Origin of the sequence: Pontibacter populi (genome assembly GCF_040278685.1) — a bacterium.
GTDB lineage: Bacteria > Bacteroidota > Bacteroidia > Cytophagales > Hymenobacteraceae > Pontibacter > Pontibacter populi.
On sequence record NZ_JBEOKT010000002.1, the window covers coordinates 49,503 to 64,603 of the forward strand.

Consider the following 15,101-nt stretch of genomic DNA (forward strand, 5'->3'; position numbering starts at 1 on the left):
AAATATTCAGCATAAATCCAACCTATAAAACTACCTTTCCAGCCTGAAGTTGATTTTCTGCAGTTCTTTGCGATAGACTTTATAAAGTGAGAAGTTATTTTCGGCCTCGTTGAAATAGATCGTTACAGGCTGATTGCTATCCAAACCATTACCGCCTATCAGTTTGCCGGTTGCGTTATAGAGGTATGTTTTCTGGGGACCTGTTTCGGTAATCGCGTAGATAATATTATCGCCACCAAAATTATAGTATTGCATCACTTTAGGAGCCGAGGTCACAAAACGCTTCTCAAACAACAGTTTCTGCTCCTGGTTAAATACGGCCACTTTGCCCTGCTCCTGCCTTACAAACACAAACGACTTATCATCATTGCCCGCCTGCACCAGCTCAAACATGGCACGCTTGCTTGGTCGTGGCAATTTCTCGCGGCGCAGCACACGCCCCTGCAGGTTAAAGGTTATTACTTCGCCGTAGCGGGTTACTGTTTTCAGTTCGGTTCTGCGCAGGTCTGCCCCAATTGTAGCCACGGCCCCACTTGTAACCGGCGATTTTACACTGAATGGGAAACCCTGGTAGGTATCGCCATTTTTGTTCAGTGCATATACATAGCCGTTCTCCAGCATTACCAGTATCACATCGCGGGTGCCAACGCGCAGGTGCTGCGGGTCAGCGGCCAGTTTGTGGTCGAGGCGGCGCGGTTGCCAGCCTTGTATAGCATTGCCCCTGATGTCGTACATGTACAGGTTACCCAGGTTATCGTCTACCAGCAGGTTATAGTTGCCGCTTCGGTCGTAGTCGAATATGGTCAGGCGCTGTATGTTCAGGGAGTCGGTCAGGTTAAACGGAAAATTCTCCAGCGACTCGCCCTGGTTATTAATGGCATGAATGCGATTAGAGGTAGCAAAAAGGTAACGCAGCCTGTTCTCAGGGCCGATAGGCAGTTGTTTTATAGTTCCCCGTACGGGGCTGCCAAGGCTGTCTGCCCAGGTTCGTTTGCCATCTGCTGTAATGTTGTAAAGTGTAAGCGCGGAATCCTGTACCACTACTTCGCGGCTCTTGTCAACCACATTCTGCACTGGGAAAGGTCTTGAAACCAGCCTGCTACTGAAAGGCATGGAGAAGATAGTATTATAGTTGCTTGCGGCTACGTTGCTGCTTTCCTGTTTCCGGATAACGATGCTGGTATAGTACTGCCCTTCTACTTTAGCATACTGCACGCTTACCTGGTTAAATTTCTTGATGAACGACGATGCCTGCAACAAACTTTCCCGCTCTTCTTCGGAAGTGTAGCGACTCAGCACATACCATGCATTCACAGTATTTATGAAAAAGCTGAAGTTGGCTTCCTGCAACAATTCGCCCTGCAAGGCCAGTTGCACCGGCGATCTGCTCCATACTTTATCGGCCAGTATATCATCAATCAGCGCGTGTGCCGTGCTCAGCTCATCTGTAAACAAAACAAACTTATCCAGCTCAACTATAAAAACCTGTTTAAACCCCGAAAACATCTCGCCAAACAACCTGGCAGGCAAATCAGGCACAGCCATCTGCTGAATTTTATAGCCACCATAGGTCCCGGCATACAGCCTGCTTTTTGGTGCAGTAGCTGTGTTCAATCTCTGAAGCAGTTTGATCGTTTGGCTCTTGTTACCGCTCAGGGCATAAAGTACTTTTTCGGGTGTGTTGCGGGTAGTGCTTGTTTCGAGGTAGGCCAGTACAAGCTCCTGTTTAAAGGTGTTGGCCAGGCTGTCTATAGTTGCGTCGTTGGCTGCGGGCTTGGCTTTGGGATTCTGCTGTTTTATTCGCGCGATCTGTTGCACTCCAAAATGCAGCATCACAGCCGTACGTGCCGGCAAATAATCTTTAACCAGAATGGGTTTGGGTTTAACGGCCAGCAGGTTGTTGTGCATCGAGCCTTTCAGGAGTTCCGGGTTAGAGAAACCGTTCAGGAAAATCTTGTTCTCTTCCAGCTTAAGCTGCAACATGCCACTGCGGCAAAGGCTGCTCAGGTATTGCACCTGGGGCATAATATCGTCCTTCAGAAACAGGTTCAGCAAGGCCGGAATTTGCCGGTTGTTGAGGTACACGTTGGCATACACATCAGGCTGCTCCAGGTAATTGGCACTTTTGTATTCGGCTGCTACAGATGTCGGGTTATCCAGGGCGGCGCGACGTACCACTTCTTCTATCAGTGCCGATGAAGCGCTCAGTACCATGTTGTTATGGTACGAGAAATAAGTATAGCGCAGGTCTAGCGGTTTGTAGTGTACTTCAGTCAGGAGCACGCCATTGTACTGCCGCGAGCTTTGTTCAAAATCCGGGTGCCGGGTAATGTTCTCGGTTATAGTTCTGAGAAAGCGATGCTCACCAACAGAATTTACCGGGATGTAGAAAATGAAATTAAGCGATGTTTTACCCGTAACATGTACCGAGGTAAGAATATTTTTTTCGTCGAAGAAACGGGCAAGGCGCTGCTTACCCGGCGAAATGCTGTCGAGCAGGGCCATGTGCTCCTGGAACTCCTGCATAATAGGCAGTACTTCCATGTTTTGCCAAAGCTCTGTCTGCTGCAGATGCTCGCCTAATTGCTGGTGGTTATTGGTCTCTATTACAACAGCGGCGCTTTCCGGAACTATGGCCCACAGGTCTATCTTCTCCCTGGAGGCCTGCCAGCGGCTAAAGCCATAGTAGGCCAGCGAAGCCAGCACTACAAACCCGATAAAATAGAAAAAGAAGCGTTTGAGCATGAAAAGCGTTGTATAGGCACAAAAATAACCGAATTTTTTAAACCATAGGATTTTACAGATTTATGTTGCCAACTATAGCCGGTAACATAACTTATCCGGAGGCAGCGCACGTATACTTTACCCAAACTCAAACATACAACTTATGTTCAAGATACTGGTACCTGTCGATCTTACGGAAAGCTCTTACAAAGCCTGCAACTTTGCCCTTATGTTTGCCAACCAGGCACAAGAAGCAACTATGGTCATACTTCACTGTTACCAGGATTATCTGGAAGAACCCAACGGAGAAGGCATGTTTTCAGAAAGTAATGCAACATCAGAAATAATAACCGACCATGTGCTGCGCCGCAACCAGACCGATGCCCAAGAGAGACTCGACGAACTATACCAGACCCTGAAAGCCGTAAATAAAAATCCATACCTGCACCTGGAACGCGTATTTATGTATGGCATGCCCGAAGACCTGATACCCGAAGAAGTGCAGCGCTTTAAACCGAACCTGCTGGTAATGGCAACCAAAGGCGAGTCTAACATGGCACGGACATTCTTCGGAACCATCTCCACCAGTATTGCCAAAGACATTAATGTACCCATGCTTACCGTACCCGAAACCTACGAGGGCACCACTATAAAGCGTGTGCTGTACGCAACTGATTTCGGGAAAGAAGATACGCAGGTTTTAGAATCGCTGCAGCAGCTTATACAGCCTTTTAGCCCGGTTATAGAATGTGTGCACGTAGCCGATGAGCTATCGAAAAGCGACCACCAGAAACTGGAAGAGCTTCGCAGTAAATTGCAGAAAAGCGCTAAAACCAACATCAGTTACACTTTACTGGATGGCGATGACGTGTCTGATGCGCTGCAAAAATTCGTATCCGAGCAGGCTATAGATATGGTGGCTTTAACTACCCACTCACGCACGTTGCTCGGCTCCCTGCTAAACCCCAGCCTTACCAAACGGCTTGTGCTGGAGTCGCAGGTTCCGTTACTTATATTCCATGCTTCCGATTAAGTTCAATACCTATAGTTGGGCTAATAATGCCTGGTAATAGCGTTCTAAACTACCTTCTGAAGTACTCAAAAACAGGAATGGTTCTATCAGTTCCAGTTCCATCAGTACCAGTTCGTTTTTGAGGGCTACGCCATCTACACGGGCATAAAGGCAGTCTTTCGCAAATTTATCAACTATAGTTTGTGCTGTGGCCAGTAAGGCAGCCGGAGGTGTTGGGGTATGTATGGTTCCACCAAAAAAGTGCTGCACTCTAAAATCACCGGGCTTTGCGGTTTTTAATACTGTATGGCTATAGTTGCCATTAAAGAAAATAAACGACCACTCCCCGTCCGTCTTAATTTCTTCGATGAACGGTTGTGCCAGGAAAGGCTCCTGTTCCAGCAGCTGATTTATCTCTGATGTTCTGGCGATGGCTTCATCTATAGTTAAGGCAAAGGTATTTTTGGCGCCGCCGCTCACGCGTGGTTTCACTATAATTTTCTCGCTTCCGAGTTCTACAAAAGCTGCTCCGGCAACAAAGCTACTGCCCTGCTCCAGCCAAACCGTCGGAACTATAGTTACGCCTGCTGCTTCCATATCTTTAAAATATAGTTTGTCGGCATTCCAGCGTACTGTTTTAACCGGGTTCAGCACTTTACAGCCAGCAGCTTCAACCTTATCCAGCCAACTATAAAATGCTTCAATCTTGTCAAAATAATCCCATGGCGATTTAATGATCAGGGCGTCAAACCGGCTCCAGTCTACGCTTGCATCATCCCACACCTGCCACGAGACAGGCAGTCCTTTTCCCTTCAAAAACTGGTATAAACGCTCGTCTTCTGAGTCGGCGTTGGCAGTGTAGCTACCTAAGCTTTCACAAGTTATCAGCGCTATTTGTTGTATTTGCATATTTATATCATCTTTGCTGCGAAATTATACTTTGGGCAGCGCAGAAACTATAGATGCAGGCAATTTTAAGTAAAACTTTTAAGCGCCTGGTTCTCGTATGTGAGGTATAAATCTTACCCTTTTCCCCGGATACTATGTTTACCCTGCTCTGCAACAGTTTCAACTATAAGTATGCCCTACGCGTACGGCTGCTTGCGCTGTTGTTTTTTGTGCATTCAGTAACAGTAGCATGCACTTCAGAGCAGGCCAGTGAAGAAAACACCTCCCCTGTTTCCCGGGAAACAATAGACACTACAGCCGTTCGTACCCCGCGCCGGGCTCCCGCCACTATCGATTTTTTAGGAAATCCTTTTATTGCTAGTGTAGCCCAAAGTAATTCGCTGAGCGCTTATTTCGATAAGATTCAGGATGATTTTTCGGTAGATGCTGACGCTATAGAGAATATGCACCGCCCTACTGTTACGGACACGATCTACACGATCCGCTTCGGGAGTTCGATGCTGGAACTATACGCGCCAACGCAATCGGGCAAATTGCTGCTACAGGTTGCCGATATCCGGAATAGTTCGATCAAGCTCCGTAACAACCTGCGTGTAGGCATGCCCCAGGAAGAACTGACCGGCAAACTTAAAGCCCAGAACATTAACCTGCAGCAATCACCAGACAAGATCGTTGCCTCCACCAAAGACGGTGCTCCTATCCATCTATATTTCTTCCTGAAGAACGGCAAAGTCAGTCGTATTTTGTATGAAGGGTATGTAGATTAATTGTTAAATGGCTGATTGTTGATTATTAGATTTTTAACCATTCGACAATTTAGCAATTCAACAATTAAATTATCTTTACCCGGATAAAACAATCAGCAATCAGTATGCGCGTAGTGGTACAGCGGGTAACGCAGGCATCCGTAACTATAAACAAGGAAGTAAAAGGTGAAATTGGCTTAGGCCTACTCATTTTGGCCGGCTTCACGCCCACCGACACTGATGAAGACCTGAAATGGACAGCCAGCAAAATTTCCCAGCTCCGGATATTCAGCGATGCAGATGATAAGATGAACCTGAGCGTGCAGGATGTGAACGGGGATATGCTGGTAATAAGCCAGTTTACGTTATTTGCCAACACCAAAAAAGGGAACCGCCCGTCGTACATCAACGCTGCTCCGCCAACTATAGCCATCCCGCTTTACGAAAAATTTATAGTTTACCTGGAGACTGCTTTAGGCAAAAAAGTACAGACAGGTGACTTTGGTGCCGACATGAAAGTAGCGTTGCTGAACGATGGCCCGGTAACGATAACGATAGATTCTCAGAACAAGGAATAAAATAAATCTGAGCGGCATTATCTAACTTTCTGAAATCCGTATATTCAGCTATAGTTATACTTTAACTTAGATAAAGAATGGATAAGCCCGGTCTTAGTGCCCGCCACCTAATAGGTTGTTGCCTGCTCTTACTTGCAACTATAGTTTGCTCGCCAACCCTAGCCCAGACCGATACTACAACTACCCAAACTCCTGCCCCGCAGCGCTGGATGGTAGAGACCAAGGATGGCTCGGTGTACCAGGGTGTCTTTCTGAAGCAGGACGAATTGGGCATACACCTACGCACCGATAGTGCCGGCGACATCATCATCCCTATCGACAAGGTAAAGAGCACCCGTGTGCTGGACGAGCGCAACTATAAGAATGGCCAATACTGGTACGAGAACCCCAACTCCAGCCGTTACCTGTTTGGCCCTTCGGCGTTTAGTCTGCGCAAAGGCGAGGCCTATTACCAGAACACCTACCTGGTTCTCAACTCCTTTAACTTTGGCCTTACCGATAACTTTACCATAGGAGGTGGGTTTGAACTGATCTCTACCTTCAGTGGCGAACCTACCTTTTTTATCACTCCAAAATACACTTTTAAACTAGCTGACAAATGGCGTGCAGGCGCTGGCGCACTGTACCTGACCAGCACACTTGCAGATGATGGTTTCTCGGGCCTTGGCGTTGGCTATGGCATTGTAACCTATGGTAATACCGATAATAATGCCACTTTAGGGTTAGGTTATGGTTACGTTGATGGTGACTTTGCCAGCAGGCCTATCGTTACGCTAAGTGGCATGACCCGTCTAACACAGAAACTTGGATTGGTTTCAGAGAACTGGTTCGTTCCCAGCGAGGATATCAGTGGCGGCATTTATTCATATGGTTTACGCTTTATGGGCGAGCGTATTACCGTGGACCTGGCTTTCCTGAATAATAAGGACATTATAGAAAGTATCGTTATTGGCGTGCCTTATGTTGATTTTGTGGTTAAATTCGGGAAATAAAACCTGACCATGACCATACAAGACGCGCAGCAGATAGTAGATAACTGGATTAAGGAAAATGGCGTGCGCTATTTCAGTGAGCTCACCAACATGGCCATACTAACCGAAGAAGTAGGTGAAGTGGCCCGCATTATCTCCAGGCAATACGGTGAACAATCCTTCAAGCAAAGCGATACCGGCAAAGATTTAGGCGATGAACTAGCTGATGTATTGTTTGTACTTATCTGCCTGGCCAACCAAACCGGCGTAAACCTGACCGAAGCCCTGGAAAAAAATCTGGCTAAGAAAACACAACGCGACAGCGACCGCCACAAGCAAAACCCAAAACTGAAGTAAGTTAGAAAATTAGAAAGTTATAAAGTTAGAAGGTTAGAAAGTTGAAGAGTTTGGGAGTTAGAGAGTTGGGGAGTTAAAAGTTTTGATAAAAGTAAAGGCGCTTATTTTGCGTCTTAATACTGCAATTGACCTTGCTGCCCTCGCTCGCCTACTAAGCTGAACTATAGTTATAGTATAGCCTAAAACAAAAAAGGGAAGCACAGATAACATCCGCACTTCCCTTTTTAACTTTCTAACCTTCTAACTTTCTAACTCCTCAACTCCTTAACTCCAAGATCTACCAGCCTGTCGTTTTTCCAGACAGGGAGTACGCTGTACTTATCATGCAGCAGGCAGAACTCAATGTCTTTGTGAATTTCCAGATTCTCCAGGCGACGTACATGTGAGGATTGTCTTAAGAAAGAAACCAGGTCATTTTTAGCAGTCTGGTAAAGATGCAGGGAGGCAAGGGTGGCATCATTTTCAAACGTAAAAGTATCCTGAAGTCTCTCAGCCAATGCACCTGCGTACAAAGTATCTTCCAGGTTAAATTTACCTTTCCAGCCGGCACAAACCACGATAACATCCAGTTGCAGTTCTTTCAGGTGATCCACAACAGTCTGCAGGTTTAAAAAAGAGCCAACTATAATTTCATCGGCCTCCATGGATAAATTAATAGCGCGCGTCCCGTTGGTGGTCGTAATAGCTATCGTTCGGCCCTGCACATTGCCATCCATGTACGCAAACGGCGAGTTACCCAGGTCAAAACCTTCCGCTTTTATACCATCACGCTCGGCAGCAATCAGGCAACCTTTCTCGGCGTAAGCCTGGCATTCTTCCAGCTTCATCACCGGAATAATATCGATAGCGCCATGTGCAAAGGCAGCCACCATAGTAGAAGTAGCGCGAAGTATGTCCACAGCCACAACGGCTTTGCCCTTCAAATCATACAAGTGCAACAGCTCTGGGCTGAAGCACACATCTATACTTGGCATTTTTGATTGTTAAATTGTTAGATGGTTGATTGTTGATCAGCTATTAACCCTGCTTATGATAGGGCACTGGTTTGTCATCCCCCTGCCCCCTTCTAAGGGGGACACTCACCTTGTGTAATTCTAAACTATAGTTTTACGATAGAAGAAAAAGTCCCCCTTTGAAGGGGGTAGGGGGATGATTTTACCAGGAGATCAACAACTAAATTTACTTTTTAAGAATCGGCAGTTTCACGATCTGGCCTTTCATGTCTTTATTGCGCACGCGAACGAAGATCTCGGTGCCCGGCTTGCTGTACTCAGTGGTTACATAACCCAGACCAACACCTTTACCTAATGATGGCGACATAGTACCTGATGTTACTTCACCGATCTGCTCACCTTCGGCGTTCACGATTTCATAATGCGCTCTTGGGATAGCTTTTTCCTGCATCTCGAAACCAACCAGTTTTTTAGTAACACCAGCTTCTTTCTGAGCCTTCAGGTTCTCAGAGTTCACAAATTCCTTGTCAAACTTCGTGATCCAGCCTAAGCCGGCTTCCAGCGGAGAAGTAGTATCGTTGATGTCGTTGCCGTACAGGCAGAAACCCATTTCCAGGCGTAGCGTATCGCGGGCACCCAATCCGATTGGCTTAATGCCATGCTCCTTACCCGCTTCCATAATGGCATCAAAAACGCGCTTGGCATCTTCGTTCTTCACGTAGATCTCAAATCCGCCAGAACCGGTATAACCTGTAGCTGAAACTATAACATCCGGCACACCGGCAAACTCACCTTTATCAAATGTATAGTACACCATGTTGGCCAGGTCGAGTGAGGTAAGCGGCTGCAATGCTTCAACCGTTTTTGGTCCCTGCACTGCAAACAGCGACATCTCATCTGAAATGTTTGTCAGCTTCACACCGCCTTTGTTGTACTTATTTATCCACTCCCAGTCTTTGTCTATGTTAGAGGCATTAACTACCAGCATGTAATCTTCTTCACCCAGGCAGTAAACCAGCAGGTCGTCCACTATACCGCCCTGCTCGTTCGGGAAGCATGAGTACTGAATTTTACCCGGCGTCAGTTTGGATGCATCATTAGACGTTACGTACTGAATCAGGTCCAGCGCGCCCGGCCCCTGCACCAGGAACTCGCCCATGTGCGACACATCAAAAATGCCTACTGCATTACGTACCGTGTTGTGCTCTTCCAGGTCCGAAGAGTAACGAACAGGCATATTATATCCGGCAAAAGGCACCATTTTAGCGCCCATTGCTTCGTGTACATCGTTTAAAGCTATTTTCTTTAATTCCATGATCTTAATTTCTCAAGGGGGTTATAAGGCAAAAGTAACTAAACTTTTTTATCTCTGATGGCTGAATTACTAAATTGTTGATGGCTTGAATTTGTCTGAATCAGGTTTTTGAGAGTAGTTGAGATAGGCTATAGTTTGATACCTTTCCAACTTGAACCAAGCTATCCTTTCAAGTCACCATTAATCCTGGGAGCTCTACAAACCTATCGTTTCAATCAGGCTTTGGTGCCCTCACGGCCGGGAGGCCCCGTCTTCGGGCATCGCGCTGTGCGAATCTCTTTTGCTCGTTCCTCGCAATGCCTACGGCACCAAATATTCATAAGGCGCTCCTTAAAGGGGGCCCCTGCACCCCCACCCAAAGACTGCAATCTTTCACATAGCGTCTGCTAACTATAGTTTGATCCGATAAGCTCCGACCTTTATCGTGGGTATAGTTTCGTGGGCCAGGCTACGCCTGCCTGCTCATGAGCTGTAATTATAGAACTATAGCTTTTAATATGGCAATAGCAGAAAGTCCCCCTTTGAAGGGGGTAGGGGGATGACAAACGGCTACTATAAAACTATAACTTGAACCATAGTTATAGATAACCCAACTCCCCTGCTTTTAAACAGCAAACATCCATACTATAAACTATGCTTTTACCAACTCCTCATTCTTTTTGCCGATCAAACCCTGCAGTATAAACCCAAACAATATCACAGCCACACAACCGATCACGTTGAACCACAAGAAAGCGATCTCGGTGAAATAGAAGCAGTAGAGTACGACCAACTCAGCGAGGATAGCGGCAAAGAAAACGGCGTTGCCTTTAATGCGCTTAAAGTAAAATGCTACCAGAAAAATGCCCAATATCGTTCCGTAGAAAATAGACCCGATGATGTTAACAGCCTGTATCAGGTTATCCAGCAACGACGCATAAGTGGCAAACAGAATAGCAATAAGTCCCCAGGCAAGCGTAAAGAGCTTGGATGCGTTCAGGTAATGTTTCGGATCGCCGTTGCTTTTCACAGAGCGTTTGTAAATATCTACGACCGTTGTACTTGCCAGTGCATTCAGCTCCGAAGCGGTAGATGACATGGCAGCCGAAAAGATAACCGCCAGTAGCAAACCTACCAAGCCGGCAGGCAGATACTTCATCACAAAGGAGATGAAAACGTAGTCGGTGTCTTTGGTTTCGGCATCGGGGGTGGCTGTTTTGATGACCGTTTTTACCTGTTCGCGCACTTCTTTTCCGGCGTCGGTATAGGTCTGTACCTGCGTTTGGGCAGCAACTATAGCGGCTTCATCGTCGGTTTTGATAGCGGCTACCAACTCATGCACTGCGGCCTGCTTTTGTTCAAAAATGGTATTGTACTCCCCTTCCAGCGTGCGAAGTTCATCGGCGTGGGCGGTGGCGTATACTTTGTTTTTAGCGGCTTCGTTAAAGAACACCGGTGGCTGGTTAAACTGGTAAAACACAAACACCATTACGCCTATAAACAGGATCAGGAACTGCATCGGTATCTTCAGCAAGCCATTAAACAGCAACCCCAACCGGCTCTCTCCTATTGATTTACCACCTAAGTAACGTGCCACCTGGCTTTGGTCAGTTCCGAAATATGATAGGGCCAGGAACAAACCACCTGTAATGCCCGACCAGAAATTATAGCGGTCATCCCAGCTGGTTTTCCAGTCCCAGCTAAAATCTACCACATTCATTTTACCGAGTTTGCCCGCTACAGCCACAGCATCGCCAAAGCCCACATTATCCGGCAGGTAACTCACCACCATAATACCAGCTACGATCATACCGCCCATCATCACGGCCATCTGTTGCTTCTGCGTTACGCTCACCGCCTTCGTGCCCCCCGACATGGTATACACAATCACGACCACGCCAATAACCAGGTTGGTTATCGTTAAGCTCCAGCCCAGCATAGTAGAAAGTATAATGGCCGGCGCATAAATAGTGATACCGGCAGCAAGGCCACGCTGCACTAAGAACAGCAGAGCTGCCAGCGAGCGTGTTTTCAGGTCAAAACGGTTCTCCAGGAACTCGTAGGCGGTAAATACTTTAAGCCTGTAAAATATGGGAATGATCGTGACCGAGATAATGACCATGGCGATCGGCAAGCCGAAGTAGAATTGTATAAAACGCATCCCGTCTTCGTAGGCCTGACCTGGTGTAGATAAAAAGGTGATCGCACTGGCCTGGGTCGCCATAATAGACAGACCGATAGTCCACCACTTCATGGAGTTGTCGCCTTTCAGGTAGCCTTCTATGTCTTTGCTGCCGCGTGTTTTCCAGATGCCGTAAATAACTATAAAGCCGATAGTGCCCAGCAGCACGATCCAGTCTAAGGTTCTCATTCGTAGAGTTTAGTGATGGCGTAGAACAGAAGAATCATGAAAGCCAGGTTGCCCAGCACCAGCCAGTACATACCTTTCCAGGTTTTAAAAAAAGGTGGCTTATCAATTGGTGGCTCTTCGTCTACAGGGTGATTTTTCTTCATGGTTCTTTATTGACAATAGACTAGATGACAAAAGACAATGGACTTGATAAAAATCAGATTACAAATCCGAAAGAGCTTTTGCATAGTCTTTTGTCCTTTGTCTAAAAGTCTATTGTCTATTTTATACTTGATTTAGATGCATTGCCGGAGCCATCGTGTTTGCCCAGCGAGATCAGGTTTACGAAAAGGCGGTAAGCGCCCGGCACACCGGCAGGCAGTTCCCGGAACCACGAATAACCGGTATAGATATAGTTGCCTTTACCATATTTGGCTACCAGCAGTCCACCATCGCGGGCAGGCTCGCCGGGGTCGTTTGATGACAGGATGGCTTCGTATTCATTACTCCATTCGTTCGGGAAGTATAAACCGCGCTCCTGCACCCAGCCTTCAAAGTCTTTTTTGGTGATCTTGTTTGGTGTGTTCAGCACCGGGTGGTTCGGCTTCAGGAAACGTACTTCGGCTTCTTCTACGGTTACTCTGTCGCGGGATAATTTTAATGGATAAGGGCCTACATTTGGCATTACCAGTGCGTGGTTGGTGTTGTACTGCACGATCAGGTTTCCACCATTCTTCACGTATTCCAGTAAAGTTGGCTGATGAAACTTTAACCTGTCTATTGTATTATAGGCGCGAACACCCAGTATAATGGCATCGAACTGCTGCAGGTAATTCAGACGCATGTCGCTGTCGCGAAGTATGGTTACGTCATAACCGATCTGGCGCAGACTGGTAGGTATGTCGTCTCCGGCTCCCATCACGTAGCCTATTTTTTCGCCGTTCTTTTTCAGGTCCAGTTTTACTATCTTGGCTGTTGCCTCCGGGAAAGTGGTTTGCGCCGGGATGTGGCTATAGTTGATCTCGTTCAGGCTCTGCCTATAGTTTTGGCCGTCTATAGTAGCAACAGCTTTCAGTTCAGCTTCGTGCTGGCCTTTGGGTGGTGTAACTATAAAACTCACATTCTGCTCTGCTCCTTTGGCCTGTAAATTAAAAGCTATAGTTGATGGCTCAGCTTTCCAGCCCTTCGGTAAATTCAAACTTACATTCCCAGCAACATTTGCTTTACCAGCCTTCACCCGCACATTTACCTGCTTTGGCTGCTGGTCGGCAAACATGTAAACGCCTTCGGCTACATTCACAAATACAGGTGGCGTAACTATAAATGGCCTGTACACTTCCCCTTCTACCGGGTCGGTGCGTTTGTAAACTACGGGTACTTTAACTTGTAAAGGCTCACCCGCTATAGTTAAGTTAAAGGTAACTTCAGCAGCAGGATCATTTTCAGGCTTCCCTATATTCTCAAAACCTTCCACAGCAAACATACCCAGCGAACCAGCTTTGCGCAGCCAGTAAGGTTGCGAATAGGCCATGTCAGCAGGCAGTTTTATAGTTGTGCTGTACTTTACAGGTTCGTTAGGCGACAAAGCTTTTTGCAGGGTAGTGTCTTGTTTGGCAAAACTATAGTTGATGGACTTTATAGTTACGGGCATGGCAGAGCGATTTATAGCCTCAATGTTAAAAGCTACAGGCTGACCAGGCGCAGCTGAAAAATCGGAGGCTGCTACTTCCAGGTACAAGCCCAGTGCATCCTGTATCACCTCGTTAATGGCGTCTGTTTTAACCTGCTTCCAGTGGCTGTCAGGTAACTTCTGTAGCTCTTTGCGGGCAGCCAGTAAGGTCGGAACTATAGTTGCCGGCTCTGTTGGCTTGTACGTATCAATGGCTTTCTGTATCAGCTTTTCTACTTTATCGCCACCTTTCACGCGAGCCCAGGTAGTGTTTATGCCTTCCAGCAGTTCTTTTTCCGCTTTATCTCCCAGCGTGTGCTGTAAATATTCTATTGAAGTACCCCGCGATGCTGATGCGCCGAAACCCTGGCTTTTATGCATGCTTCGGCTGGCTGCAGCAATTTCGCCATACGACTGCCCCAGTAACGGATTATAGCCACCCACATCTACCTTCAGCAGTTTATCTACATACTTATCAAACTCGGCCTGACTCCCAAACGACCATACACCCGTGTTCCAGAGCAGGCGTTTGGGTTGCCACACTTCTACATACTTCAGTTGCTCTGGAAAACGTTTTGGGTCGCCGGCGGCGATAAAGGCTTCGGCGGCTAGTACTGCAGAGGCAGTGTGTTGCCCGTGCCCGGCGCGTTCATCCGGCGGAAAACGCGTGATCATCACATCGGGCCTGAACTTGCGAATCACCCACACCATATCGGACAGCACCTGTTCTTTGTTCCAGATGTTAAAAGTCTCGTCAGCGTTTTTAGAGTAGCCGAAGTCGTTGGCACGGGTAAAGAACTGCACGCCTCCATCGGTACGGCGGGCCTGCAATAACTCCTGCGTGCGTATAATGCCAAGATCTTTGCTTATCTCGGGACCGATCAGGTTCTGACCGCCATCGCCGCGCGTTACCGATAAGTAGCCGGTGTTGTATAGTTTTTCGTTTGCTAAATGTGTTATCAGGCGGGTATTCTCATCGTCGGGGTGAGCAGCCACATACAGCACCGTGCCCAGCACATTCAGTTTTTTAAGCTGGTGCAGGATGTCTGCAGACGATGTTCTTTGTGGGGCTTGCGCCTGAACCTCTGAAGCAACGAACGATAATATATTGAACGCCACAAAAAGGCAAAATACGATAGATCGGAATTTCATAGTTATAGTGTGTGCCATGGTGTAGTGGGCAGGCTTTTAATTTGTCAGTAAAGTAAAACTAAGCAATTTGAATGAGTTTTAGTAAAATAGCGTTAGGGCAACAGACAAAATGCATTTTTCAAAAGATATACAGCGCTGCAAATAATGCATAAATAACTATAGCATACATAAAGAGATGGCTGAGAGGTATTTAAATATTACAATTAGATACCTAATAAGTGTAGTAAGCCAGGTTATAACATAGCATCTATTAGAAGTATTTAATCAAAAAATAAAAAAATACAGATACTTGCTTCTATATATTTCCTACACTATGTTTGTAGTAGGCAAAGAACTTTTTGATTTTTTCTGTTAAAAAATCTTTAAATTACTTTAAGAACCAGACA

At 46.6% G+C, this 15,101-nt stretch carries 12 protein-coding genes; 5 read left to right on the forward strand and 7 right to left on the reverse strand.

What is annotated here, in order from left to right:
- Positions 1 to 30: 30 nt before the first annotated feature.
- Positions 31 to 2,745 (reverse strand): hypothetical protein, encoded by a 2,715-nt coding sequence (locus tag ABS362_RS02015; protein ID WP_350410546.1) that lies wholly within the window; start codon positions 2,743 to 2,745, stop codon positions 31 to 33.
- 142 nt (positions 2,746 to 2,887) lie between these two features.
- Here ABS362_RS02015 and ABS362_RS02020 point away from each other — a divergent pair, with 142 nt between their 5' ends.
- Positions 2,888 to 3,757 carry a universal stress protein gene (locus ABS362_RS02020; protein WP_350410547.1) on the forward strand — a complete coding sequence of 290 codons (870 nt, stop codon included), beginning with the start codon at positions 2,888 to 2,890 and terminating at the stop codon, positions 3,755 to 3,757.
- Positions 3,758 to 3,766: 9 nt separating this feature from the next.
- On the opposite strand, the gene ABS362_RS02025 is transcribed toward ABS362_RS02020, so the two are convergent.
- A complete protein-coding gene (locus ABS362_RS02025) occupies positions 3,767 to 4,645 on the reverse strand; it encodes an ATP-grasp domain-containing protein (protein ID WP_350410549.1) in 879 nt (292 codons plus the stop codon).
- Positions 4,646 to 4,779: 134 nt separating this feature from the next.
- On the opposite strand from ABS362_RS02025, the gene ABS362_RS02030 reads away from it, so the two are divergent.
- The 4 genes from ABS362_RS02030 to ABS362_RS02045 all read left to right on the forward strand — a co-directional run bounded on the left by ABS362_RS02030 (position 4,780) and on the right by ABS362_RS02045 (position 7,297).
- Positions 4,780 to 5,412, forward strand: coding sequence for a hypothetical protein (locus ABS362_RS02030; RefSeq protein ID WP_350410550.1), 633 nt, complete (start codon positions 4,780 to 4,782; stop codon positions 5,410 to 5,412).
- Positions 5,413 to 5,516: 104 nt separating this feature from the next.
- Entirely contained in the window at positions 5,517 to 5,969 is a 453-nt protein-coding gene (gene dtd / locus ABS362_RS02035; protein WP_350410551.1) for a D-aminoacyl-tRNA deacylase, read from the forward strand.
- Between the two features lie 77 nt (positions 5,970 to 6,046).
- Positions 6,047 to 6,961, forward strand: coding sequence for a hypothetical protein (locus tag ABS362_RS02040; protein ID WP_350410553.1), 915 nt, complete (start codon positions 6,047 to 6,049; stop codon positions 6,959 to 6,961).
- 9 nt (positions 6,962 to 6,970) lie between these two features.
- Positions 6,971 to 7,297 carry a nucleotide pyrophosphohydrolase gene (locus ABS362_RS02045; protein WP_350410554.1) on the forward strand — a complete coding sequence of 109 codons (327 nt, stop codon included), beginning with the start codon at positions 6,971 to 6,973 and terminating at the stop codon, positions 7,295 to 7,297.
- 248 nt (positions 7,298 to 7,545) lie between these two features.
- On the opposite strand, the gene ABS362_RS02050 is transcribed toward ABS362_RS02045, so the two are convergent.
- The 5 genes from ABS362_RS02050 to ABS362_RS02070 all read right to left on the reverse strand — a co-directional run bounded on the left by ABS362_RS02050 (position 7,546) and on the right by ABS362_RS02070 (position 14,715).
- The gene (locus ABS362_RS02050; protein WP_350410555.1) at positions 7,546 to 8,271 is read right to left on the reverse strand and encodes a 2-phosphosulfolactate phosphatase; all 726 of its coding nucleotides are present in this window, start codon (positions 8,269 to 8,271) and stop codon (positions 7,546 to 7,548) included.
- Between the two features lie 205 nt (positions 8,272 to 8,476).
- Positions 8,477 to 9,565 (reverse strand): glycine cleavage system aminomethyltransferase GcvT, encoded by a 1,089-nt coding sequence (gcvT, locus tag ABS362_RS02055; RefSeq protein ID WP_350410557.1) that lies wholly within the window; start codon positions 9,563 to 9,565, stop codon positions 8,477 to 8,479.
- Between the two features lie 631 nt (positions 9,566 to 10,196).
- Positions 10,197 to 11,915 carry a sodium:solute symporter family protein gene (locus ABS362_RS02060; protein ID WP_350410558.1) on the reverse strand — a complete coding sequence of 573 codons (1,719 nt, stop codon included), beginning with the start codon at positions 11,913 to 11,915 and terminating at the stop codon, positions 10,197 to 10,199.
- The gene (locus ABS362_RS02065) at positions 11,912 to 12,058 is read right to left on the reverse strand and encodes a hypothetical protein (RefSeq protein WP_350410560.1); all 147 of its coding nucleotides are present in this window, start codon (positions 12,056 to 12,058) and stop codon (positions 11,912 to 11,914) included. Before ABS362_RS02065 ends, ABS362_RS02060 begins: the two co-directional genes overlap by 4 nt.
- A gap of 116 nt (positions 12,059 to 12,174) precedes the next feature.
- Entirely contained in the window at positions 12,175 to 14,715 is a 2,541-nt protein-coding gene (locus ABS362_RS02070) for a PIG-L family deacetylase (protein WP_350410562.1), read from the reverse strand.
- Positions 14,716 to 15,101: the final 386 nt, after the last annotated feature.

What these genes read in the sequence shown, in the direction of transcription:
- ABS362_RS02040 (WP_350410553.1), top strand. Translation starts at nt 6,047, where the DNA reads ATGGATAAGCCCGGTCTTAGTGCCCGCCACCTAATAGGTTGTTGCCTG.
- dtd (WP_350410551.1), top strand. Translation starts at nt 5,517, where the DNA reads ATGCGCGTAGTGGTACAGCGGGTAACGCAGGCATCCGTAACTATAAAC.
- ABS362_RS02025 (WP_350410549.1), bottom strand. Translation starts at nt 4,645, where the DNA reads ATGCAAATACAACAAATAGCGCTGATAACTTGTGAAAGCTTAGGTAGC.
- ABS362_RS02060 (WP_350410558.1), bottom strand. Translation starts at nt 11,915, where the DNA reads ATGAGAACCTTAGACTGGATCGTGCTGCTGGGCACTATCGGCTTTATA.
- ABS362_RS02045 (WP_350410554.1), top strand. Translation starts at nt 6,971, where the DNA reads ATGACCATACAAGACGCGCAGCAGATAGTAGATAACTGGATTAAGGAA.
- ABS362_RS02070 (WP_350410562.1), bottom strand. Translation starts at nt 14,715, where the DNA reads ATGAAATTCCGATCTATCGTATTTTGCCTTTTTGTGGCGTTCAATATA.
- ABS362_RS02020 (WP_350410547.1), top strand. Translation starts at nt 2,888, where the DNA reads ATGTTCAAGATACTGGTACCTGTCGATCTTACGGAAAGCTCTTACAAA.
- ABS362_RS02030 (WP_350410550.1), top strand. Translation starts at nt 4,780, where the DNA reads ATGTTTACCCTGCTCTGCAACAGTTTCAACTATAAGTATGCCCTACGC.
- ABS362_RS02015 (WP_350410546.1), bottom strand. Translation starts at nt 2,745, where the DNA reads ATGCTCAAACGCTTCTTTTTCTATTTTATCGGGTTTGTAGTGCTGGCT.
- ABS362_RS02065 (WP_350410560.1), bottom strand. Translation starts at nt 12,058, where the DNA reads ATGAAGAAAAATCACCCTGTAGACGAAGAGCCACCAATTGATAAGCCA.
- ABS362_RS02050 (WP_350410555.1), bottom strand. Translation starts at nt 8,271, where the DNA reads ATGCCAAGTATAGATGTGTGCTTCAGCCCAGAGCTGTTGCACTTGTAT.
- gcvT (WP_350410557.1), bottom strand. Translation starts at nt 9,565, where the DNA reads ATGGAATTAAAGAAAATAGCTTTAAACGATGTACACGAAGCAATGGGC.